This is a genomic window from Simplicispira lacusdiani (genome assembly GCF_003604195.1).
GTDB lineage: Bacteria > Pseudomonadota > Gammaproteobacteria > Burkholderiales > Burkholderiaceae_C > Simplicispira > Simplicispira lacusdiani.
This window is the reverse complement of sequence record NZ_QXGR01000001.1, coordinates 409,309-431,538: the sequence shown is the minus strand read 5'-3', so window position 1 is coordinate 431,538 and position 22,230 is coordinate 409,309. Positions and strand designations below refer to the sequence as shown.

Here is a 22,230-nt window from a genome sequence, read left to right as displayed (position 1 = left end):
CTTTTGCTAGCTTTTCAATAGCTACTAGTGCTTTATCCACGGGCTCTAGAGGCCAATTTCATTCAAACCAACGGCGCTGGGCCTGCTTCTTCAACCCAGCACATGCGCCTGCACGCCCCGGCGCGGCGCGGGCCCCACAGGCGGCGCGTAGCCCAGGCGCGCCCACATCTGCACCGTGCCGCGCCCGCCCCCCGCGCCCAGCAGCGCGTGGATGGCGGCGTGGTGGAGCGCCTGCTCGGGGTATTCCTGCAAGGCCTGCTGCAGCGGGTGCATGGACAGGCCGTGCGCCGTGGCGGCGAGCTGCGCACGCGCGTAGGCGCGTCCGGCCCGCACCTGGGTGGCGCGGTCGTTGGTCTCGGTCACCATCGCGAAGAAGGCGGGCGTGGCCTCGATCTTGGCGTTGAAGTCCTGCACCTGCTGGGTCACCGCCATGTCGTCGGGGCCGGGGGCGCGGCTGCGGTCGAACAGGCCTAAAGCTGCCAGCAGGCGCGGCAGCGGTTCGTTCACGCTCAGGCCGTCGCGGTGCGCGGCGATCTCGCGCGGGCCCACGCGCAGCACCTTCAGCGATTCGAGCATGGTGCGCGGCGTGACCAGCTCCACGCGCCAAGCATCGCGCGCGATGGCGCGGTGCTCGGGCAGGCGTGCGTTGCCAGGCAGGGCAAAGTCCACGCGCAGGCCGGGTGCCGCGCAGGCCGCCGCGATGGCCTGCACCGCTGGTGGCTCGGGCGCGCGCTGCTCGTAGGCCGAGCGGTTGGTGTGGCGCCGGAAGATCTGCGCGAACAGCGGGTCGGGCCGCGCGCTGGCGTCGGGCAGCAGCCGCACGCGGGCCGTGGCGTGGTGGGTGTGCGGCGGCGCGGGCGGTGTGCGCGGGTCGAACACGCCGTGCGGAAACAGCTCCATCTCGGCACGCAGGCCTTGCTGCAGCGCGGCCAGATGCAGCAGTTCGAGGAAGGTGCCCTGGCTCATGAGGATCTGGCGCGAGTGCGGGTCGGTCTCGGGCAGCAGGCGGGTGTGGTCGCAGTAGAGCCAGATTTCGCCCGGCGTGTGCAAGTCCACCAGCCACGATTGCAGGTTGTGCGAATGCGGCGCGAGGATGGCGTGCGCCAGCAGCCAGCGGCGCACATCGCCCCCGGGCGGCACGGGCGCGGGCGGCTGCCACGCGGCCAGCGCCTCGGCGGGCAGGGCGGACGAGCAGCCCGGCAGCGCGGGCGTCGCGGCGAGCACGGCGGCACCGCCAAGCACGCGGAGAAAGGGGCGGCGCTGCATGCTCAGGCTCCTGTGGCGATGGGCGGGGTGATGGGTGTGCTGGAGGGCTGCGCGGCGCCGTCCAGCAAGGCCAGGCTGGCACGCAGCGCCTCGCGCAGCGGCGTGTGGGGCACGGGGCCTGCATACCGGGACAGCGCCGTGCCATCGAGTGCATGCGGCACCTGCCAGAGGTAGCGCATGGCCTGCAACGAGCGCAGCATGGGCACCACCGGGCTGGCCAGGCGCATCCAGCCCCAGGGCAGGGACTGCACGCGCAAGGCGCCGCCGCGCAGCCAGCCTTGCTCCTGCGCCCATTCGGCCAGCACGGCCTGCCAGTCCTGCCCGGTGGCGGTGTGGCCGGCGAAGGGCAGGCACGGCAACTGCCCCGGCGCGGGGGCGGGCGCAGCGGCCACGCGCACGAAGGCCTGGGCCAGGTCGGGCAGATAGGCCCAGGTGTGCGGCACGTCCAGCGGGCCGGGCCAAGCCATCACGCCCTGGCGCAGCTTGCGCGCGATCACCAAGTCCAGCCAAGTGCCCTGGCCCGCGCCAAAGAAGTCGCCCGCGCGCACGATAACCGCGCGCAGCCCCTGGGTGGCCACAGCCTGGGCAAGCTGCTGCTCCAGCGCCACGCGCACCTGGCCCAACGGCGTGGTGGGGCGCTGGGGCGTGTGGGCATCCAGCACGGCGGGCATGCCCGCGCCGAAGTTGTACACATTGCCGGGGAACAGCAGCACCGCGCGCAGCGCCAGCGCCATGCCGATGGCCTGGTGCAGCAGCGCCGGGGCCTCGGCGCGCCAGGCGCTGGCGGTGTAGCGCGCGGGGTTCATGGCGTGGACCACCGCGTCGGCACCCTCGTCCAGCGCCGCCTGCAGGGCCGCGCCCGGCGCCAGCCATTGCAAGCCGGGCAGCGCCGGGGCCTGCGCCACAGCGCCATGCCGCCAGGGCGCACGCACCCGCCAGCCCGCCGCCACAAAGGCCTGCGCCACCGCCCGCCCCAGGCGCCCGTTGGCGCCCAGCACCCATACCGTCTTGGCCATGTCCATCTCCATGTGCTCTGTGATGGGGTCGATTGTGGGAAGCCTTGTGCCGTTACACAATTGCATGAACATCCATAGCAGGATTTCATTCATGAATACCCCGTTCGACTGGAATTTGGTGCGCTCCTTCCTGGCCGTGCTGGAGCATGGCAGCCTGCTGGGCGCGGCGCGCGCGCTGCAGTCCAGCCAGCCCACCATGGGCCGCCACATCGCCGAGCTGGAGGCGCAACTGGGCACGGTGCTGTTCGAGCGCACCGGCCGCGGCCTGCAGCCCACGGCCACGGCGCTGCGGCTGGCCGAGGCGGCGCGCGCCATGGAGGCCGGCGCACACGCGCTGGCACGTGGCGTCTCGGGCGCGCAGGCGGGCGCCAGCGGCACGGTGCGCATCAGCGCCAGCCAGCCCGTGGCCTGCCTGCTGCTGCCCCCGCTGCTGGCACGCATGCGCCAGCAACTGCCCGAGGTACAGGTGGAGCTGGTGGCGAGCAACGAAGTCAGCAACCTGCTGCGCCGCGAGGCCGACATCGCCCTGCGCATGGTGCGGCCCAACCAGTCCAGCCTGGTGGCGCGGCGCATCGGCACCGTGGCCCTGGGCGCGTATGCGCACCGCGACTACCTGCGCCGCCGGGGCACGCCGCGCCAGCCCACCGACCTGCTGGCGCACGAGCTGGTGGGCAACGACCGCAACGAGGACATCCTGCGCGGCTTCGCCGCCCTGGGGCACCCGGTGGGGCGGGAGCAGTTCGCGTTCCGCAGCGACGACCTAATCGCCTACTGGCAAGCGGTGCGCGCGGGCCTGGGCATCGGCTTCGTGGCGCACTACATGGCGCGCACCGACCCCGAGGTGCAGCCGGTGCTGCCCCAGCTCGCGCTGCCATCGCTGCCCATCTGGCTGACGGTGCACCGCGAGATCCGCACCAGCGCGCGCATCCGCGCGGTGTATGACTTCCTGGCGGAGGCGGTGCCGCAGGGGTTGTAGGAGTTGGCGGCTGTGACATCAGGCCCCTTGCTATAAAAAACGTAGCTGTTTGCGCACAACATATGGGCTCTGCAGGCCATTTTTGCTTGTTCACTAGAATGCTCCGCAGGGATATCCCATGACGCCAGAGCAAAAAGCCAGAGTCAGCATTGACGCGCTGCTAAATGCCGCCGGTTGGCACGTTTGCGACATGGCGGACGCCAATATCCACGCATCCACAGACGTTTCCACTCTTTCAAAGTCACTTGCTTTCCTCACGAAGGGCAGGTTTTAGATTAAAAATATAGAAGAGGGATAAACCTAAATGAAGCTCACCAAGCTTACGCTTGAAAAATTCAAAAAGGTCGATAAGGTGGAAATTGACCTGCAAGGGCTTAATGTTCTTGTAGGTGGAAATAACGCGGGAAAGAGTAGTGTCCTCCAAGGCGTTCACTTCTCTGTGATTGCTTCCATCGCATCTAGGCAAGCTGGTCGCGACACCTTTACGCAGGAATCTCTGTTGTATTGCCCGTCAAGATCGTTTGAATCACTCCGACATGGGTCGGCATATACCAATCAGTCCCTTTTTGGCCATTTGCGACTTGTCGCTGAGACACCTGACGATGAGAAGCCTCATCAATACACGGTACGTATCTATCGAGGACGAAACGAGGGTAACGTCGGTTGTCAGCGATCTGGTTCACCTCGTCTTGGGCAGATGGTGACAAGTCGTGAGCAGTTATTCAGCATTTATGTACCAGGCTTGGCTGGTGTGTCGCAGTTCGAGCAACATCATTCAGAGAGTGTTGTTCGCAGAGGGGTGGCGAGCGGTGATGCTAATCTGTATCTTCGCAACGTACTCTGGTTAATCAAGCAGAAAGGGAAGATATCTGAACTTACCGAACGTATGAGGAGTCTGTTTCCTAAGTTCGAGATCTGGATTTCCTTCGATGCTGTAAATGACATCTATATTGATGTTGATGTTTCGACCACTGGGCCAACTGGGCGGCGCTGCCCGTTGGAGTTGGCTGGAACGGGTGTGCAGCAGGCTCTTCAAATCTTTTCATATGTCACATTGTTTGAGCCGCGCCTGCTTCTGCTCGATGAGCCGGACTCGCATTTGCACCCCGACAACCAAGGTCTTTTGGCTGCCGCCCTGCAAGAGGCCGTCAATGCAACATCAACCCAGGTCATCGTTTCAACACACAGTCGGTATATGGTTGATTCGTTGCACGACGACGCCAATTTTATTTGGCTTAAGGACGGGAAGGTCCACGAACAGGGAGTAGGGCTTAGCAAACTCCCCATATTGCTTGAGCTGGGTGCATTGGATACTTTTGATAAGCTGAAGGGGGGAGCCTACGACAGGGTGTTTTTGACTGAAGACCGTGATCGGAAGATGCTTGAAGTATTACTTTCGGCAAATGGATTCGACCTTGCAAAGTGCCTAATTTATAGCTACAAGACTTCGACGAACATCGAGGCAGCCAAGCTCTTAACTGACTTTATTCGAGACAGTGCACCATTGACTCAGGTCATAATCCATCGGGATCGAGATTTCATGACCCAAGCGGAAGCCGATAATGTTTCGGCGAGTATTCTGTCTTGCGGTGCGATTCCATTCATTACTAGCGGCTGTGACGTTGAAGCCTACTTCTTGAATCCAGAACACCTCAGCAACCTCATCGGAGTTGATCTGTCATTGATTCGTTCTTGGCTGGATGAAATTGCCTTAACGGAGCATACCGAGCTACAGCATTCATTCACGAGGAAGCGCGATGAAGTGAAGTCTGCCTTGTACCGAAGCAATCCTAAAGACTGTCCGGACACTCTCAAATTGTTGGGAAAGGCCATTCCATTACCACCAGAGCTGAGGCATGGGAAAAAAATGCTCAAAAGAGTTCGTGCCGGACTTAAGGGAAAGTTCGGGATCGCACCAGAAATCATAATCACTACGTCCGCGCTGACTTGCCCTCGGTTATCGGAAATTTTGAAGATGAAGGCAATCGCGCCAGTGAAGTAGTGGAGTTTATTGTCTTGAATGCCACCCCTTTCTCCCTCCGCATCTTCGTCGCCGACGGCGACCCCGATGGCCTGCGCATCGTCGACAAGTCCAACTGGATCGGCAAAGCGCTGCTGTTCCCGCGCGCGCTGCTTCCGCAGGTCAAGGCCCGACCCGAACTGGCGCAGACCGGGGTGTATTTGCTGCTGGGGCCGCGCCCAGACGGCGAGGGCGACATGGTCTATGTGGGCGAGGGGGATCCCATCCTTCCACGCCTGCAAGAGCACCAGGCCAAGAAGGACTTTTGGACCCGCGCCATCGGCTTTACTACCGCTACGGCCGGGCAACTGAACAAGGCGCATGTGCAGTTTTTGGAGTCGCGCCTGATTGCCCTGGCCCGCGCCGCCAAGCGCATGCCGCTGGACAACGCCAACCAGCCCACCGAGCCCAGCTTGAGCGAGGCGGACCGTGCCGACATGGAAGTCTTTTTGGGCCACATGCTGGGCATGCTGCCGGTGCTGGGGGTGCATGCGTTCGAGCAGGCACCCAAGGCCCCTGCCGCCAAGGCCGGCCCGGTGCTCAGCTGCAAGGGCAAGGGCGTGCAGGCCACGGGCTACGAGTCCAGTCAGGGCTTTGTAGTGCGTGAGGGTTCGCAGGCTGCTGCCACCGTGACGCCGAGTTTTGCCAAGATGGCAGGCCCGAGTGAACTGCGGGCTGACTTGCTCAAGAGCGGCGTCCTGACTACCGAGGGCGACGTGCTGAAGTTCACCCAGGACTATGTGTTCTCGGCCCCTTCTGCGGCGTCCGACATTGTGCTGGGCGGTTGCACCAACGGGCGGCTGAGCTGGAAAGACGCCAACGGGCGCACGCTGAAAGAGCTGCAAGAAGCGCAAGCGGCATAGTAGAGCTTTTGCTACCGATTTAATAGCGTCTGGCGCTTTATGAATAAGCGCTAGAGGCCAATTTCATCCAAATACTTGCCTTTGTCATCCAATCACCTTATATTCAATATTCGCGATTTACGAATATTGAATGACCATGCAACTCAAACCCCAAGACTTCCTGGTCGCCCTCAAGCTCGTGGCCTGGGGTGATCAGCGCTGGACGTATGCGCGGCTGGCGCAGGAGTTGGGCATCAGCGTGTCGGAGGCGCATGCCTGCGTCAAGCGCGGGTTGCTGGCGGGGCTGTTGCTACCCAACCGCGAGCCACTGCCCCCGGCTGCAGGAGCGGGCGGCCCTGAGGCGCTGAATGATTTGGCGGCGCAAGAGGCCATGGGCATCTACCGCATCACGCGCAAACGGGTACGCCGCGCGGCCTTGCCGGATGGAACGGCCGCAGCCGACAACCCGGTGCGCCCCCATGCCCACAACCTGGCGGAGTTTGCCTTGCATGGGGCCAAGTACGCCTTTCCTGCCGTCAAGCTGCCGCTCGTGGTTGGGGTGCCCACCAGCCACAGCGCGCCCGCCTTTGCCGGCGTGTTTGCGCCGGGCAGCACCGATTTTGTGTGGCCGCACCCCAATGGCGCGGTGCGCGGGGTGGGCATAGAGCCGCTGCATCCTGCCGTGCCCTTTGCGGCCATGCAAGATGCCCGGCTGTATGAGCTGCTGGCGCTGTTTGACGCCCTGCGCGTGGGCAAGGCACGCGAACGGGGCATGGCGCTGGAGCGCCTGCAAGCGCTGATCGATCCCGATTCACCGAAGAAAGCCAAGGGTCCCTTGCATGGCTAACCCCAACCTGGAGTTGTTGCTGGGCATGGCGCGTGCCATGGGGCCGCTGTGCGAGCAGGTGGTGTTTGTGGGCGGTTGTGCCACAGGCCTGCTGGTGGACGATGCGGGCTTGATGGACGTGCGCCCCACCGAAGATGTGGACGCCATCGTGGAGGTGGCGTCTTTGGGCGCGTACCACCGTTTGGCAGAACAGTTGATGCAGCGCGGCTTTACCCAGACCATGGCGGACAACACACCACCGTTCCGTTGGTTCTGGGGCCGCATGCAACTGGACCTGGTGCCGTTGGATGAAAAGGTGATGGGTTTTGCCAACCCGTGGTACCGGGTGGGCTTTGAAGAGGCCTTGTCGGCAGAGCTGGCTGCGGGGCTGGTGGTGCGGCACCTGTCAGCGCCGCACTTTCTGGCCACCAAGTTCGAGGCATTCAAAGACCGTGGCGAGAACGATGTGTACCTGAGCCATGACCTCGAAGACATCATGACAGTATTGGAGGGCCGTGCAGCCACAGCACAAGAAGTGGCCGCCGCCAGCACACCCGTGCGCCAGCATGTCGCGCGTTCGGCAGCCGCGCTGCTGCAAATGCCCGCCTTCCACAATGCCCTACCCGGCTTGCTGAGCGATCCCGATCGTGAGCCCACCGTCAAGGCCCGGTTGGCGCAGATTGCAAGATGTGCGGGCCTGTGAGTCCGCCACAGCGACTGGGCGGCCGCCCGCGTGACGCGGGGGGCGTAGTCCGCTTCAGGCGCGCCGATGGAACGCAGTGTTGCAGCGCCGGGGGCTTTTCGTGCGGGCGCAATGCCGCTCCAATACACACAGGAGCATTGCCATGACCACTTCCTCGCCCATCCTGACCACCCAGCCCCTTGGCCCGTTGTGGCCCACGCTGGACCCCTTCCTGTTCTGCGCCCACCACGACGACGCCTACCCGGCGGGCGACGGCGCCTACGGCCCGGCAACCCAGCTGCTAGAAGGCCGGCAGATCGGCAGCGACTTCAGCCGCCAGGACGGCTGGAGCATGTACCACGGTGAGACGGTGCCGGGCTTTCCGGCGCATCCGCACCGGGGGTTCGAGACGGTGACGCTGGTGCGCAAGGGCCTGATCGACCATGCCGACTCGCTGGGCGCGGCCGCGCGCTTTGGCGGCGGCGATGTGCAGTGGGTGACGGCGGGGCGGGGCATCCAGCATTCCGAGATGTTCCCCTTGCTGCGCACCGACGGCCCGAATCCGCTGGAGCTGTTCCAGGTGTGGCTGAACCTGCCCGCGCGCCAGAAGATGGCGGCGCCACACTTCACCATGTTCTGGAACGAGCGTATTCCGCGCCTGGCGCACCGCGACGAGGCCGGGCGCCTGACCACCGTCACCGTGGTGGCCGGCGCGCTGCCCGGCGCGGGCGCTCCGCTGGCGCCGCCGCCCGAATCCTGGGCCGCGCAGCCGGACGCCGACGTGGCCATCTGGACGCTGCACCTGGAGCCGGGCGCCCGCTGGGTGCTGCCCGCCGCGCGCGGCCAGGGCACGCGGCGCATGCTGTACTACCTCGTGGGCGCGGGCCTGCGCGTGGGCCCGCAGACCGTGGCCGAGCACGCCGCCCTGGAATTGGTGGCGGACCAGGACTGGATGCTGGAGAACACCGGCGACACGCCCGTGGAATGCCTGCTGCTGCAGGGCCGCCCCATTGGCGAACCGGTGGCGCAATACGGCCCGTTCGTCATGAACACGCAGCAGGAGATCCTGCAGGCGATGCAGGACTACCGGCGCACGCAGTTCGGCGGCTGGCCCTGGGCGGACAGCGCGCCGGTGCATGGCGGCCAGAAGCGGCGCTTCGCGCGCTATCCCGGCGAGGCGACCGAAAGCCTGCCGTGAGGGAAAATCCCGTCTTTGCCCCCGAACCGGTTCCTACAGAAAGCGCAGCATGAACATCAGCAAAGACACCGCCGTCACCATCAGCTACCAGGTGACCACGCCCCAGGGCAAGCCGCTCGACGCGGGCAACCTGGCCTACCTGCACGGCGGCTACGAGAACATCTTCCCCAAGGTGGAGGCCGCGCTCGAAGGCCAGGCCGCCGGCTTCGCCACCACGCTGGACCTGGCCGTGGAAGACGCCTTCGGCGCGCGCGATGAATCCCTCGTGCGCACCATCCCCAAGAGCGAATTCCCGCCCGGCGTGAAGGTGGGCGGCCAACTGCAGGGCGCGGGCGCCGACGGCCAGCCCCAGGTGTTCAACGTGGTGAAGATCAAGGGCCCCGAGGTGCACCTCGATGGCAACCACCCGCTGGCCGGCCAGGCGCTGCGCTTTTCCTGCAAGGTGACGGCGGTGCGTGCCGCATCGGCCGAGGAGATCGCGCACCGCCATGTGCATGGCGCGCACGGGCACCATCACTGACATCCCCCTGAGGCGCTTTGCGCCTTCCCCCTTCTCTCGCCTTGCTACGCAATGCGGGAAGGGGGACCTTGCTCAGCGCGGCGGGGCGGCCCTTGCGCGGCGGTCGCTGGCCTGGGCCGCGCCCATGCTGACCACGGGCGCCCCACACGCAGCGCGCACGGGTCAGCCCGCCAACAGGCGGATGACCTCGTCGTCTTCGACCTGCGTGAAATCGCGGTAGTACTGCCCCACGGCCTCGAAGTCCTCCGGCGCTTCCAGGCACACCACCTCGTCGGCCAGGGGCCGGACCCGGTCCAGCGCCTCGGGCGAGGCCACGGGCACGGCGCAGACCAGCCGCTTCGGGTGCCGCGCACGCAGGCCGTGCAGCGCCGCCACCATGGTGGCGCCGGTGGCCAGGCCGTCATCGACCACGATCACGGTGCGCCCGGCCGGATCGATGAGCGGGCGCACCGGCGTGTAGCGCGCACGGCGCTCGCGCAGGGCCTCCTGCTGGGTGCGTGTTTCCTCGGCCAGATACTGCGCATCGGCGCCCAGCCGCTCGGCGTGCGGCGCGGCGTAGACCCAGCCGCTCTCATCGACCGCGCCCACGGCCACCTCGGGCTGGAAGGGCGCGTGCAGCTTGCGCGCCAGCACCACGTCCAGTTCGCCACCGAGCTGCCGCGCGATCACGCGCCCCATGGGCACGGCGCCGCGCGGAATGGCCAGCACCAGCGGGTGCTGGCCCTGGAAGGCCTGGAGGCGCCGCGCGAGGCGGCGGGCGGCATCGGCGCGGTCCTGGAACATGGTGTCTGCTTCGCCCCGGAGCATGGCGGGCCCGGGCGGGCGCGCCAGGGTCAGTCGCCGTCCGGATTGCGCACCAGCAGCACCGGCACGGGGGCCGCGCGCAGCACCTGTTCGGCGTCGCTGCCCAGCAGCAGGCGGCCCACGCCGCGCCGGCCGTGCGTGCCCAGCACCACCAGGTCCGCGGGCCAGGCGCGCGCCTGCTCCACCACCCAATCGGCCAGGCGGCCGCGCACGCCTTCGTCCAGCACGGAATCGGCGGCCACCCCACCGGCCACGGCCTGGGCACGGGCCTGCTGCAGCATCTGTTCGCCGTCGGCGCGCAGCTGGTCGATCACGTCGGCGCTGATGGCATAGGCCCCCACGGCCATGGCGGCGGAGAGCGCGTCCACCATGTGCAACAGGCGGATCTGCCCACCGGTCAGCCGCGCCAGCCGGATGGCCTCGGCCAACCCCTTGAGGGAAGTCGGGCTGCCGTCCACCGGCACGAGAATGCGTTGGTACATGGCGGTCTCCTGCAGAACGGCCGGGGCGGCGCCCCGGACCGGATTTCACCTTAGCAGAACGCCCGCCGCACCACAACGGCGCGCCGCGTCAGAGCGCGGCGGTGAGGATGGCGTGGCTGACCTCGGGCGTGATGGCGCGGCGTTCGCCCAGCTTGAGCATGCCGTGCGCGGTGAGCTGCGCCACCACGGCGTCCACCGCCTCGGCGCCCAGGCCGTAGCCCGACAGGCGGGTGCGGATGCCCAGGCTCTCGAAGAAGCCGCGCGTGCGCTCGATGGCCGCGTCGATGCGCTCGGCCTCGCTGCCCTCGGTGATGCGCCAGACGCGCTCGGCGTACTGCAACAGCTTCTCGCGCTTGGCCTCGCGCTGCGAATCCATCAGCGAGGGCAGCACGATGGCCAGCGTGCGCGCATGGTCGATGCCGTAGAGCGCGGTGAGTTCATGGCCGATCATGTGCGTGGCCCAGTCCTGCGGCACGCCGGCGCCGATGAGGCCGTTGAGCGCGAGCGTGGCGGTCCACATGAGGTTGGCGCGGTTGTCGTAGTCGGGCGTCTCGGCCAGCGCGCCGGGAGCGATCTCCACCAGCGTCTGCAGCAGACCTTCGGCGAAGCGGTCCTGCGCCAGCGCTTGCACGGGGTAGGTGAGGTACTGCTCCATGGTATGTACGAAGGCGTCGGCGATGCCGTTGGCGATCTGCTCGCGCGGCAGGGTGTAGGTCTTGGTGGGGTCGAGGATGGAGAACAGCGGGAAGCAGTGCGGGCTGGAGAACGACAGCTTGGCCTGCGTGGCCTTGCGCGTGACCACGCCGCCGTTGTTCATCTCCGAGCCGGTGGCGGGCAGCGTGAGCACGGCGCCCATGGGCACGGCGCGCTGCACGTTGCGGCCACGCTGCAGCAGGATGTCCCAGGGCTCGCCGTCGAAGCCGGCGGCCGCGGCCACGAACTTGGTGCCGTCGATCACCGAGCCGCCGCCCACGGCGAGCAGGAAATCGATCTTCTCGGCGCGCACCTGCTCCACGGCGCGCATCAGCGTCTCGTAGGTGGGGTTGGGCTCGATGCCGCCGAACTCGGTCACGGTGCGGCCCGTCAGCGCGGCCAGCACCTCGTCGAGCGTGCCGGTCTTGCGCGCGCTGGCGCCGCCATAGAGCACGAGCACGCGCGCCTCTGGGGGCACGAGGCGCGCCAGGTCGGCCACCTTGCCTTGGCCGAAGACGATGCGGGTGGGGTTCTGGAACTCGAAATTCAGCATGGCTATCCTTGCAGTGGGGGCGGGTAGGGCGGTGTTTTTCCGGTCTTGGATGCTACTGCGCAACGGCGCCGCCTGCCGGGGGCGCCCGGCTTCGGCCCTGGCGCTGCAGGGATTGGATACATTTATTGACCATCCCGGCAGCAGCATCAAGGCGCGACACTGACATGCAAAGCACCCCGAACCCCGGCCTGGACGAAGGCCCCTTCTTCCGCGACCTGCAATCGCTGAGCAACCGCATCCACGGCACCGAGCGCGCGGAGCAGATCATGGTGGACCTGGAGCCGGACATCTGCGCGCTGTTCCAGGCCGATCGGATGACGCTCTACACCGTGTCCGACGACGGGCACCACATCCTGTCGCGCTTCAAGACGGGGCTCAAGACCCTGTGCAACCTGCGGCTGCCGATCAAGGCCACGAGCGTGGCCGGCTACGTGGCCCTGCGGCGCGAACTGGTCAACGTGCCCGACGCGCACGATGCGGCCGCGCTGCAGGCCATCGCGCCGGGCCTGAAGTTCCAGAAGGAGGTGGACCAGCGCTCGGGCTACCGCACGCACCAGTTGCTCACCGCGCCGGTACTGCTCGATGGAACGCTCTACGGCGTGCTGCAGCTCGTCAACACGCAGGGCGGCCAGCCCTTCGGGCCGCTGGCCGAGCAGGGCGTGCGGGAGCTGTGCCACACCCTCGCCATCGCGTTCAAGCGCCACCGCCAGCCGCTGGAGGCCCCGGCCGAACCAGCGCCCGCGCCGGCCACGACGCACCTGCCCGGCGGCGCGCGCTACCAATGGCTGGTGGAGCAGGGCCTGGTGGACCTTCCCACGCTGGCGCGCTGCCTCGACCAGGCCCGCCAGCAGGGCCTCGGCGGCGAGGATCTGCTGCTCCAGCAGGGCCTGCGCCCCGCCGACCTGGGTGCCAGCCTGGCGGCCTTCTTCGGCGTTTCCTACGCGGGCTTCCAGAACGACCGCCTGCGCATCGAGGCGCTGCACGGCGTGCTCAAGCGCGATTTCGTGCTGGCCCAGGGCTGGCTGCCGCTGGAGGACACGCCCGCCGGCCTGCAGGTGATGTGCCTGGACCCGGAAGCCGTGCAGGCCTCGCGCATGGTGCGCCATGTGTTTCCGCGCGTCCGCCACATCCAGTACCTCGTGGCCACGCAGCACGATTTCGCGCAGACGGTGGACCAGATCTATGGCGGCCTGGGCGGCGAGGAGAGCGTGGACCGCATGCTGGCCGACCTGGCCGATGCCGCGCCCGAGGAGGACGGCAGCGAGGCCTCGCTGGTCTCGGCCGCCACCGACAACGAGCTCGTCAAGCTGGTCAACAAGATCGTGATCGACGCCTACCAGCAGGGCGCCTCGGACATCCACATCGAGCCCCAGCCGGGCAAGGGCAAGACGGCCATCCGCTTCCGCATCGACGGCAGCCTGCAGCCCTACATCGAGATCCCGGCGGCCTACCGCGCGCCCCTGGTCACGCGCATCAAGATCATGTGCGACCTCGACATTTCCGAGCGCCGCAAGCCGCAGGACGGCAAGATCCAGTTCCGCCGCTTCGGCCCGCTCGACATCGAGCTGCGCGTGGCCACCGTGGCCTCGGTGGGCGGCGTGGAGGACGTGGTGCTGCGCCTGCTCAAGGGCGGCGAGCCGCTGCCGCTGGAGCAGCTCGGCCTGAGCGCGCACAACCTGCAGCGGCTGCTGCCCACCATTTCCAAGCCCTACGGGCTGTTCTACGTCTGCGGCCCCACGGGCTCGGGCAAGACGACCACGCTGCACTCCATCCTGCGCCAGCTCAACACGCCCGACACCAAGATCTGGACCGCCGAGGACCCGGTGGAAATCACCCAGAAGGGGCTGCGCCAGGTGCAGGTGAACAAGAAGGCCGGCATCGACTTCGCCATGGTGATGCGCGCCTTCCTGCGCCTGGACCCGGACATCATCATGGTGGGCGAGTCGCGCGACCTGGAGACCGTGAGCATGGGCATCGAGGCCTCGCTCACCGGCCACCTGGTGCTCTCCACCCTGCACACCAATTCGGCGCCCGAATCCATCGTGCGCCTGCTCGACATGGGCATGGACCCGTTCAACTTCGCCGACGCCCTGCTGGGCGTGCTGGCGCAGCGCCTGGCCAAGAAGCTCTGCGCCTGCCGCGAAGCCTACGTGCCCGCCGACGACGAGCTGCAGCAGTGCCTGGACGACTACACCCAGCCCTTGCGCCAGACCGCCGCCTGGCAGCAGGACGCGCAGGGCCAGCGCCAGGCCGTGCTGCAGAGCTGGCGCGAGCGCTTCGGTGACGACCAGGGCCAGTTGCGCCTGTACCGCCCCGTGGGCTGCGACAAATGCCAGGGCGGCGGCTACAAGGGCCGCGTGGGCCTGCACGAGCTGCTGGTGGCCGACGACGCCATCAAGCGCCACATCCAGTCGCGCTCGCGCGTCTCGGATCTGCTCGGCGCCTGCCTGGAAGAGGGCATGCGCACGCTGATGATGGACGGCATCGAGAAGGCGCTGCAGGGCCTCACCGACCTCAAGCAGGTGCGACTGGTCTGCCTGAAGTAAGGAACAACCCCCTGTGGCGCTGCGCGCCTTCCCCCTTCTCTCGCCTCGCTGCGGGGCGGCCCTTGCGCGGTGGCCGTTGACCTGGGCCGCGCGAGTGCTCGCACCTGCGCGTGACGCATGCACCCATGGACGGCTGGAATGCCCCTGGGCTGTGGCTTTCAGCACGAATGCGCGACCAGATGTATCGGCGGCGTCACACAATTCCCGGCGCGGCTGGCACCATGTCGGGTTGCGCGGCCCGTCTCCGCCAGCCCAGCACTTGAACCTGCAAGGAAGCGCCCATGCACCCCCTTCTCCGACGCACCTCCCTGGCGGCCCTCGTCGCCCTGGCCTTTCCGCTGACAGCCCAGGCGGCCCTGCCGCCCGGCGCCGCCGCCGAGATCCTGACCCTGCAGGGCGCGGGCGACCAGCGCTCGGCCAGCGCCACCGACTGGCAACCTGCCCGCCCGGCGCAAGCGCTGGCGGCAGGTGACTTCGTGCGCACGCGCGAGGCGGCGCGCATGGCCCTGGTCTTCGCCGACGAGACCCAGCTGCGCCTGCACCAGAACACCGTGCTGCAGGTCAAGGCCGTGGCCGCGCCGGGGCAGAACACCACCACGCTGCGGCTCGATGCCGGCCGCGCCTGGACGCAGACGCGCCGCCCGCCGGGCAGCCCGCTGCAGCTCGAAACCCCGGCCGCCACCGCCGCGATCCGGGGCACCGACTGGGACATCAGCGTCGAGCCCGACGGCCGCACGCTGCTGACCGTGCTCTCGGGCACGGTGGAATTCGGCAACGCGCAAGGGCAGGTGAGCGTGGGACCGAACGAGGCCGCCTACGCGGAAGTGGGCAAGGCTCCGGTGAAGATGCTGCTGGCCCAGCCGCGCGACCGCGTGCAGTGGGTCAACGCGCTGCAGGCCGACCCGCTGCCGCACCTGCGCGCCGACGCCCCGCCCGATGCACTGCAGCCGGTCGTGGCGGCGCTCGCCGCGCGCCAGCCCGAGGCCGCCCGCGCGGCGCTGGCCCAGGTTCGGGCCAGCGCCCTGGCACCCTGGACGGCCGCGCTGGAGGCCGCCATCGCCCTGCAATCGGCCGACCTGCCCGGCGCGCGCGCGCAGCTGGCGCGCCAAGTGGCCGCCGGCACGGCGCCGCTGGCCGCGTGGCTGATGCAGTCCGACCTGCAGCTCATGGAAGGCGAGGGCGATGCCGCCCTGCAGACGCTGCGCGGCGCGCTCGCGCGCTGGCCGGCGCACCCCGCGCTGCTGGCGCAGCAGGCCCGCGTGCAGCTGCTGACCGACCGCGTGGACGACGCCCGCACCACGCTGGCGGCGGCGCCAGACACCCCCAGCGCCGACCTGGCGCTGGCGCGCGCCGCGCTGGCGCGGCGCCAGGGCGACGCGCCCGCCACGCTGGCGGCCTACACCGAGGCCACACAGCACGCGCCCCAGGACGCCCGCGGCTGGCAGGGCCTGGGCAGTGCGCAGACCGAGCGCGAAGACACCGCCCCGGCGCGCCGCCATCTGCTGCAGGCCTTGCAGATCGACCCGCACGCGGCCGGCGCACAGGGCGAGCGCGGCACGCTGGAAACCTTTGCCAACAGCTTCGTCGAGGCCGAGGCGGCGTTCGCCATCGCGCTGGCCGACAACCCGGCCGACTACGTGGCGCTCACCGGGCAGGGGCTGCTGCGCCTCAAGCAGGGTCTGCCCCAGGCCGGGCTCGACGCTTTCCTGCGCGCCGGCGTGATGGAGCCGCGCTACGCCCGCGCCAAGACCTGGACCGCCGTGGCCTACTACCAGCTCGGCCGCCACCAGGACGCCATCACCACGCTGGAACAGGCGGCCGCGCTCGACGACAAAGACCCACTGCCCCACATGCTGCTGGCGCAGATCCACACCGACCGGTTCGAGCCCGGCGCGGCCGTGGATGCGGCGCGTGCCGCCCTGCGGCGCATGCCCTACCTCAAGTCGCTCAACCAGGTCGCCAACGACCAGAAGGGCAGCGCCAACCTGGGCGCCGCGCTGGCCTTCTTCGGCATGGAAGACTGGGCGCTCGAACTCGCGCAGCAGAGCTTCACGCCCTACTGGGGCGGCAGCCACCTGTTCCTGGCCGACCGCTACCCGGGCGAATTCAACAAGAACTCGGCACTGTTCCAGGGCTTCCTGACCGATCCCATGGCCTTCGGCGCGAGCCAGCGCCACTCCTCGCTGCTGCAGCAGCCCGGCAGCCACGGCGCCGTGGGCCTGACGTACGACCAGGAATTCTTCCGCATGACGGCGCCCTCGGTCACGCTCAACGGCATGGACAACAGCAAGGTGCCAGTGTCGTGGTTCCTCAAGGCGCAGCACGCGGCGGCGCGCGACTTCCCGATCAATGTCGGGGTGGCGAACATCCCCGCGTTCCAGGACCCCACCGGCACGGCCCACGGCGGAGCCGACGCGCTCACGCTGGGCCTGGGTCTGCAGCCCAGCGAGCGCCTGAGCCTGTTCGCCTACGCCAACCACTTCGACCTGAGCCTGCGTGCCAGCAACCGTTTCGGCACCGCGCTGGACAACACCGCACAACAGGGTGTGCTGGGCCTGTCCTACCGCTGGAGTCCGACCGTGCAGACCTGGTTCAAGGCCGGGCGCAGCCTGGAAAGCATGCGCTTCGAGAACTACCCCACGCTGTTCTTCTTCGACCCGCTATCCGGCATCCTGGGGCTGTCAGGCGCGCCGCGCAAGGCCTTCTCCGACCTGCAGCTACGCCACACCGTGGACCCCGAACCGGGCACGCGCTGGAGCGTGGCCCTGGAGCATGTGCGGGAGAAGCAGGCCAGCAGAACCGAGGCGACCGGCATCATCGAGGGGCCACTCGGGAACGGTCAGAACCTCTCCGACATCATGGTCTTCGCGGCCAACAACGACATCGACCGGCGCTACACCGCCCTGACGCTGGACGGCCAGCGGCAAGTGAACCCGGCCGTGCGGCTGGACGGCGCGCTGGGCGTCCAGCAGATCCGCCACCGGGTGCGGGGGATTAGCGCCATCGGGCTGGTGAATCTGGACGCCGTCGGCGGCGATGTCGCCACCCGCAACGACACCGAGCGCGTGGTCAGCCCGCGCCTGGGCATGGTGTTCCAGCCGGCCCCGGGCAGCACCCTGCGCCTGGCCTACCAAGACTGGATGCGGCCACTGAGCACCGGCACCCTGACGCGCGTGGACACCGCCGGCATCGCCGTGGAAGACCGCCTGCTCGAGGCCGGCGGCCGCCACAAGCGCACCGTGGCGCAATGGGGCCAAGAACTGGGCCACGACACCTTCCTGACCCTGCGCGCCGACCACATGCGCATCGCCAACCCGGGCACCATTGGCGTGGACCTGCGCACGCCCAGCCTGCCCTTCCTGGAAGAGATGCGCAACGCCCAGCTCGCCAACCTGTCCACCTCCGACGTGCTGGAGGACACGCCCAGCTTCGACGGCGGCCGGCTGAGCAGCCTGGGCGCCGGCGTGAACCACATGTTCAGCCGCAACTGGTCGGGCTACGGCAAGTACCTCTACCAGCACGGCCGCAGCGAATACCTCGACGGCAGCCTGCTCGTCACGGGCCGCATGATTCCCTTCATCCCGCGCCACACCGCGGTGCTCGGCGCCACCTGGGCCAGCGGCGCGCGCGTGTACCTCAGCGGCCGCCTGGTCTACCGCTCGGAACGCTTCGAGGACAAGGAAAACCTCACGCGCCGTCCGCCGGGCTGGGGCCTGGACCTCATGGGCTTCTGGGAGTCGCAGGACAAGCGCTGGGTGATCGGCGTGGCGGCGCTCAACCTGCTGGCGCCGAAGTCGGCGCTGCAGAAAACCCGCTACGTGCTGGATGCGCGCTACCGTTTCTAAGCCGCTGGGCGCGGCGCTCTTGGCCCTGCTGCTGGTCTGGGCGGCGGCGCACAGCCGCCCCTGGCATGCGCTGGAATTCAAGAGTTTCGACCTGTGGACCACGCTGGCCGCGCCGGGGCGCGGCCCAACGCCTGTGGCCGTGCTGGCCATCGACGAGCCGAGCTTCCAGCAGCTCGGGCAAGGCTGGCCCTTTCCGCGCGGCTTGCATGCGCGCCTGATCGACCGGCTGCGCGAGGACGGCGCCGCCGCCATCGGCCTGGACATGGTGTTCGCCGATCCGGCTGCCGACCCGGCGCAGGACGCGGCCCTGGCCCAAGCCGTGGCGCGCGCGGTGGCGGCGGGCATCCCGGTGGTGCTGGCGTCCAGCCGCGAGAAGGTGGACAGCGCCAGCGCCACGCTCTGGACCGAGGTGCTGCCGCTGCAGCCCTTGCTGGACGCGGGCGCCCGCCATGGCGACGCCGGCGTGCAGCCCGACGACGACTTCGTGGTGCGCCAGATGCCATCCGGCCCCGGGCGCTTTGCCGCCGTGCTGGCCGAGGGCCTGAGCGGCCGCCCGGTGCCCGAGGGCCCGCCCGGGCTCATCGCCTACCGGGGGCCGCGCGGCACCTACGACACGCGCTCGTACTACCAGGCGCTGGAGAGCGGCCTGCTGCCCCCTGGCTTCTTCCGGGGCAAGACCGTGCTGGTGGGCCGCTCGGCGCTCACCGCCAGTGAATTGCAGCATGCGCAGGCCGACCTGTTCAATTCACCCTTTGCCGCCCTGGGCGGCGAACGCCTGTTCCCCGGCGTGGAGCTGCAGGCGACGCTGCTCGACAACCACCTGCAGGGCGACCGCCTGCGTCCCGTGCCCGAGGGCTGGAGCGCCGCGCTGGTGCTGCTGGCGCTGGCGCTGCTGGTGCCCGCCAGCCTGCTCTGGCACCCCGGCGCCGTGGCCGCGCTCGCGGCGGCGCTCTCGGGCGGTACGCTGCTGCTGTCGTGGGCGCTGTTCAGCGGCGCCGGGCTCTGGCTGCCGCCGCTGCTGCCGCTGGCCGGCGTGCTCGCCATCTACGGCGCCACGGCCCTGGTGGCCTATGCCACGGCCCGCCGGCGCGCGCGCCAGACACGCGCGATGTTCGCCCAGTACGTGCCGCCCGAGGTGGTGGCACGCCTGGTGGCCCAGCCCGAACTGCTGCGCCTGGGCGGCGAGGCGCGCGAGGTCACGCTCATGTTCACCGACCTGGCCAGCTTCACCACGCTGTCCGAGCAGCTCAGCGCCGAGCAGACCGTGGAGGTGCTCACGGGCTATTTCAACGCCATGACCCCGCTCATCCACGCCACGGACGGCACGGTGGACAAGTTCATCGGCGACGCGGTGATGGCCTTCTGGGGCGCACCGCTGCCCGATGACCGGCACGCCGAGCACGCGGTGCGCGCCGCCATCGCCATGCAGCAGGCCATGGAGCCGCTGGTGGCGGGCCTGCGCGCGCGCGGCCTGCCGGGCATCCACATGCGCATCGGGCTGCACACGGGCCGCGTGGTGGTGGGCAACGTGGGCTCGGAACAGCGCTTCTCGTACACCGCCATCGGCGACGCGGTGAACCTGGCGGCGCGCCTGGAAGGTGCCAACAAGGCCTTCGGCACCGGCATCCTGCTCTCGGGTGCCACTGCGGCGCGGCTGCCGGCCGGCATCGCTCTGCGCGCGCTCGACGACGTGGTCGTCAAGGGCAAGACCGAGCCCGTGCGCGTGTACACGCCCTGCGACGACGCCGAGGCCTGCCGGCTCTCGCAGGCGGCGCTGCAGGCCTTCCATGCGCGCGCCTGGGACGCGGCCGACGCACACCTGCAAGCGCTGCTCGCGCGCCTGCCCGGCGACCTGGCGGCCGAGCGTCTGCGCGAGCGCATCCGGGACGCCCGCGCCCTGCCGCCCGGCGCGCCCTGGTTGCCGGCCGTGGCGCTGGACAAGCTGTAGCCCGCCCGTCCACCCGGAAATTGACGCGACTCAAGGCCACGCCTTCCATTGCAGGCATGATGGGGGGACGGTTGACCTGTTTTTCCCCGGCCAGCGCGCCGGACCATGCCAAAGGAGAATCCATGCAAGTTCAAGTGCACACCGACGACAAGATCCAGGGCGGCGAATCGCTGGCCCAGTGGATCCAGCAGGAAACCGTGTCCCGCCTCGCGCGCTTCCGTGACCAGGTCACGCGCGTCGAGGTGTTCCTCACCGACGAGGACGCCGGCAAGTCCGGCAACAACGACAAGCGCTGCCGCCTGGAGGCCCGCCCCGCCGGCCGCCAGCCCGTCACCGTGACCGCCGACGCCGACAAGCTGGCCGACGCCTTCACCGGCGCCGCCGACAAGCTGGTGCGCGCGCTGGACCACGACCTGGGCCGCGCCAAGGACCACGGCCGCGAAACCATCCGCACGGCGGAGTGAGCCCGGGCCCCGGCCACACCGGGGTTTCACTCCTTTTTTAAGAGCTGCCAGCGCTTGTACAGCAAGGCTTGCAGCTCTTTTTCATTGAAAATTTTCCATGGACCACCCAAACCCCGCCGACGAGCGCCTGACCGAGCTGGAGATCAAGGTCAGCTACCAGGAGGACTTGCTTGAGCAGCTGAACCTGACCGTGTACCGCCAGCAGCAGCAGATCGACCGCCTGGTGCAGGAGATCGCCCACCTGCGCCAGCAGATGCCCGAGCCCGGCGGCGCCGCGCCGCGCAACCTGCGCGACGAGATCCCTCCGCACTACTGAGGAACAACCCCCTGTGGCGCTGCGCGTCTTCCCCCTTCTCTGGCGTTGCTGCGCGATGCGGACGGGGGACGCCACCAGCGCGGCGGGGCGGCTCTTGCGCGGTGGCCGCTGGCCTGGGGCACGCCCACTTCATGGGCCGTGGATGGTGCAAGCTCCATGGATCGCGGCATAAAAAAACCGGCCGCCCTTGCGGGTCGGCCGGCCAGTCCCTGAGCGGAGGGATTCAGATCACTTGGAGATCACGCGCACCATTTCCAGGCACTTGTTCGAGTAGCCCCACTCGTTGTCGTACCAGCTCACGACCTTGATGAAGGTCTTGTCCAGCGCGATGCCGGCCTCGGCGTCGAACACCGAGGTGCAGGGCTCGCCACGGAAATCGGTGGCCACGACCTTGTCTTCGGTGTAGCCCAGCACGCCCTTCATGGCGCCTTGCGAGGCGGCCTTCATGGCGGCGCAGATTTCCTTGTAGTCGGCTTCCTTTTCCAGCTCGACGGTCAGGTCCACCACCGACACGTCGGAGGTGGGCACGCGGAACGACATGCCGGTGAGCTTCTTGTTCAGCTCGGGGATCACCACGCCCACGGCCTTGGCGGCGCCGGTGGAGCTGGGGATGATGTTTTCCAGGATGCCGCGGCCGCCGCGCCAATCCTTGTTGCTCGGGCCGTCCACGGTCTTCTGCGTGGCGGTGGCGGCGTGCACGGTGGTCATCAGGCCGCGCTTGATGCCCCAGTTGTCGTTCAGCACCTTGGCCACGGGGGCCAGGCAGTTGGTGGTGCACGAGGCGTTGGAGACGATGGTCTGGCCAGCGTACTTCTCGTGGTTCACGCCGAACACGAACATGGGCGTGTCGTCCTTGGAGGGCGCGGACATCAGCACCTTCTTGGCACCGGCGGCCAGGTGCTTCTCGGCGCTGGCCTTGTCGAGGAACAGGCCGGTAGCTTCGATGACCACGTCGGCGCCGACTTCGTTCCACTTCAGGTTGGCGGGATCGCGCTCTTGCGTCAGGCGGATCTTCTTGCCGTTCACGACCAGGGTGTTGCCCTCGACCGAGACTTCGCCCTTGAAGCGGCCGTGCACGCTGTCGTACTTGAGCATGTAGGCCAGGTAATCGGGTTCCAGCAGGTCGTTGATGCCCACGACCTCGATGTCCGAGAAGTTTTGCACCGCGGCGCGGAACACCATGCGGCCGATGCGGCCGAAGCCATTGATACCAACCTTGATAGCCATGTCAGT

The 22,230-nt window shown here is 68.4% G+C and carries 18 protein-coding genes; 12 read left to right on the top strand and 6 right to left on the bottom strand.

Going from position 1 to position 22,230, the window contains the following annotated elements; all coding sequences use genetic code 11:
- Nucleotides 1–90: 90 nt before the first annotated feature.
- Nucleotides 91–1,266: an Acg family FMN-binding oxidoreductase gene (locus tag D8S75_RS01955; protein WP_119964241.1), complete on the bottom strand. Its 1,176-nt coding sequence runs from the start codon at nt 1,264–1,266 to the stop codon at nt 91–93.
- A gap of 2 nt (nt 1,267–1,268) precedes the next feature.
- Nucleotides 1,269–2,282 carry an NAD-dependent epimerase/dehydratase family protein gene (locus D8S75_RS01950; protein ID WP_232828824.1) on the bottom strand — a complete coding sequence of 338 codons (1,014 nt, stop codon included), beginning with the start codon at nt 2,280–2,282 and terminating at the stop codon, nt 1,269–1,271.
- 91 nt (nt 2,283–2,373) lie between these two features.
- On the opposite strand from D8S75_RS01950, the gene D8S75_RS01945 reads away from it, so the two are divergent.
- The 7 genes from D8S75_RS01945 to D8S75_RS01910 all read left to right on the top strand — a co-directional run bounded on the left by D8S75_RS01945 (nt 2,374) and on the right by D8S75_RS01910 (nt 9,346).
- Nucleotides 2,374–3,258: a LysR family transcriptional regulator gene (locus D8S75_RS01945; RefSeq protein ID WP_119964240.1), complete on the top strand. Its 885-nt coding sequence runs from the start codon at nt 2,374–2,376 to the stop codon at nt 3,256–3,258.
- Nucleotides 3,259–3,562: 304 nt separating this feature from the next.
- Nucleotides 3,563–5,260: an AAA family ATPase gene (locus D8S75_RS01935; RefSeq protein ID WP_119964239.1), complete on the top strand. Its 1,698-nt coding sequence runs from the start codon at nt 3,563–3,565 to the stop codon at nt 5,258–5,260.
- Nucleotides 5,261–5,274: 14 nt separating this feature from the next.
- Nucleotides 5,275–6,141 carry a GIY-YIG nuclease family protein gene (locus tag D8S75_RS01930; protein WP_119964238.1) on the top strand — a complete coding sequence of 289 codons (867 nt, stop codon included), beginning with the start codon at nt 5,275–5,277 and terminating at the stop codon, nt 6,139–6,141.
- A gap of 136 nt (nt 6,142–6,277) precedes the next feature.
- Nucleotides 6,278–6,967, top strand: a complete 690-nt coding sequence (locus D8S75_RS01925; protein WP_157982576.1) for a hypothetical protein — start codon at nt 6,278–6,280, stop codon at nt 6,965–6,967.
- Nucleotides 6,960–7,649 (top strand): hypothetical protein, encoded by a 690-nt coding sequence (locus tag D8S75_RS01920; RefSeq protein ID WP_119964236.1) that lies wholly within the window; start codon nt 6,960–6,962, stop codon nt 7,647–7,649. Before D8S75_RS01925 ends, D8S75_RS01920 begins: the two co-directional genes overlap by 8 nt.
- A gap of 142 nt (nt 7,650–7,791) precedes the next feature.
- The gene (locus D8S75_RS01915; RefSeq protein ID WP_119964235.1) at nt 7,792–8,826 is read left to right on the top strand and encodes a pirin family protein; all 1,035 of its coding nucleotides are present in this window, start codon (nt 7,792–7,794) and stop codon (nt 8,824–8,826) included.
- Nucleotides 8,827–8,875: 49 nt separating this feature from the next.
- Nucleotides 8,876–9,346, top strand: coding sequence for an FKBP-type peptidyl-prolyl cis-trans isomerase (locus tag D8S75_RS01910; RefSeq protein WP_119964234.1), 471 nt, complete (start codon nt 8,876–8,878; stop codon nt 9,344–9,346).
- A gap of 162 nt (nt 9,347–9,508) precedes the next feature.
- On the opposite strand, the gene D8S75_RS01905 is transcribed toward D8S75_RS01910, so the two are convergent.
- The 3 genes from D8S75_RS01905 to D8S75_RS01895 form a co-directional block, all read right to left on the bottom strand.
- On the bottom strand, nt 9,509–10,129 hold the full coding sequence (locus tag D8S75_RS01905; protein WP_119964382.1) for a phosphoribosyltransferase: 621 nt from the start codon (nt 10,127–10,129) through the stop codon (nt 9,509–9,511).
- A 50-nt stretch (nt 10,130–10,179) separates the two neighbouring features.
- The gene (locus D8S75_RS01900) at nt 10,180–10,632 is read right to left on the bottom strand and encodes a universal stress protein (protein WP_119964233.1); all 453 of its coding nucleotides are present in this window, start codon (nt 10,630–10,632) and stop codon (nt 10,180–10,182) included.
- An 88-nt stretch (nt 10,633–10,720) separates the two neighbouring features.
- On the bottom strand, nt 10,721–11,878 hold the full coding sequence (locus D8S75_RS01895; RefSeq protein WP_119964232.1) for an iron-containing alcohol dehydrogenase: 1,158 nt from the start codon (nt 11,876–11,878) through the stop codon (nt 10,721–10,723).
- A 164-nt stretch (nt 11,879–12,042) separates the two neighbouring features.
- Here D8S75_RS01895 and D8S75_RS01890 point away from each other — a divergent pair, with 164 nt between their 5' ends.
- The 5 genes from D8S75_RS01890 to D8S75_RS01870 all read left to right on the top strand — a co-directional run bounded on the left by D8S75_RS01890 (nt 12,043) and on the right by D8S75_RS01870 (nt 20,997).
- Nucleotides 12,043–14,424: a GspE/PulE family protein gene (locus D8S75_RS01890; RefSeq protein ID WP_119964231.1), complete on the top strand. Its 2,382-nt coding sequence runs from the start codon at nt 12,043–12,045 to the stop codon at nt 14,422–14,424.
- 281 nt (nt 14,425–14,705) lie between these two features.
- Nucleotides 14,706–18,269, top strand: coding sequence for a TonB-dependent receptor domain-containing protein (locus D8S75_RS01885; RefSeq protein WP_119964230.1), 3,564 nt, complete (start codon nt 14,706–14,708; stop codon nt 18,267–18,269).
- Nucleotides 18,250–20,217 (top strand): adenylate/guanylate cyclase domain-containing protein, encoded by a 1,968-nt coding sequence (locus tag D8S75_RS01880; protein ID WP_119964229.1) that lies wholly within the window; start codon nt 18,250–18,252, stop codon nt 20,215–20,217. Before D8S75_RS01885 ends, D8S75_RS01880 begins: the two co-directional genes overlap by 20 nt.
- Nucleotides 20,218–20,339: 122 nt before the next feature.
- On the top strand, nt 20,340–20,681 hold the full coding sequence (locus D8S75_RS01875) for an HPF/RaiA family ribosome-associated protein (RefSeq protein WP_119964228.1): 342 nt from the start codon (nt 20,340–20,342) through the stop codon (nt 20,679–20,681).
- A 97-nt stretch (nt 20,682–20,778) separates the two neighbouring features.
- The gene (locus tag D8S75_RS01870; protein WP_119964227.1) at nt 20,779–20,997 is read left to right on the top strand and encodes a SlyX family protein; all 219 of its coding nucleotides are present in this window, start codon (nt 20,779–20,781) and stop codon (nt 20,995–20,997) included.
- A gap of 228 nt (nt 20,998–21,225) precedes the next feature.
- On the opposite strand, the gene gap is transcribed toward D8S75_RS01870, so the two are convergent.
- Nucleotides 21,226–22,224: a type I glyceraldehyde-3-phosphate dehydrogenase gene (gene gap, locus D8S75_RS01865; protein ID WP_119964226.1), complete on the bottom strand. Its 999-nt coding sequence runs from the start codon at nt 22,222–22,224 to the stop codon at nt 21,226–21,228.
- Between the last annotated feature and the right edge of the window lie 6 nt (nt 22,225–22,230).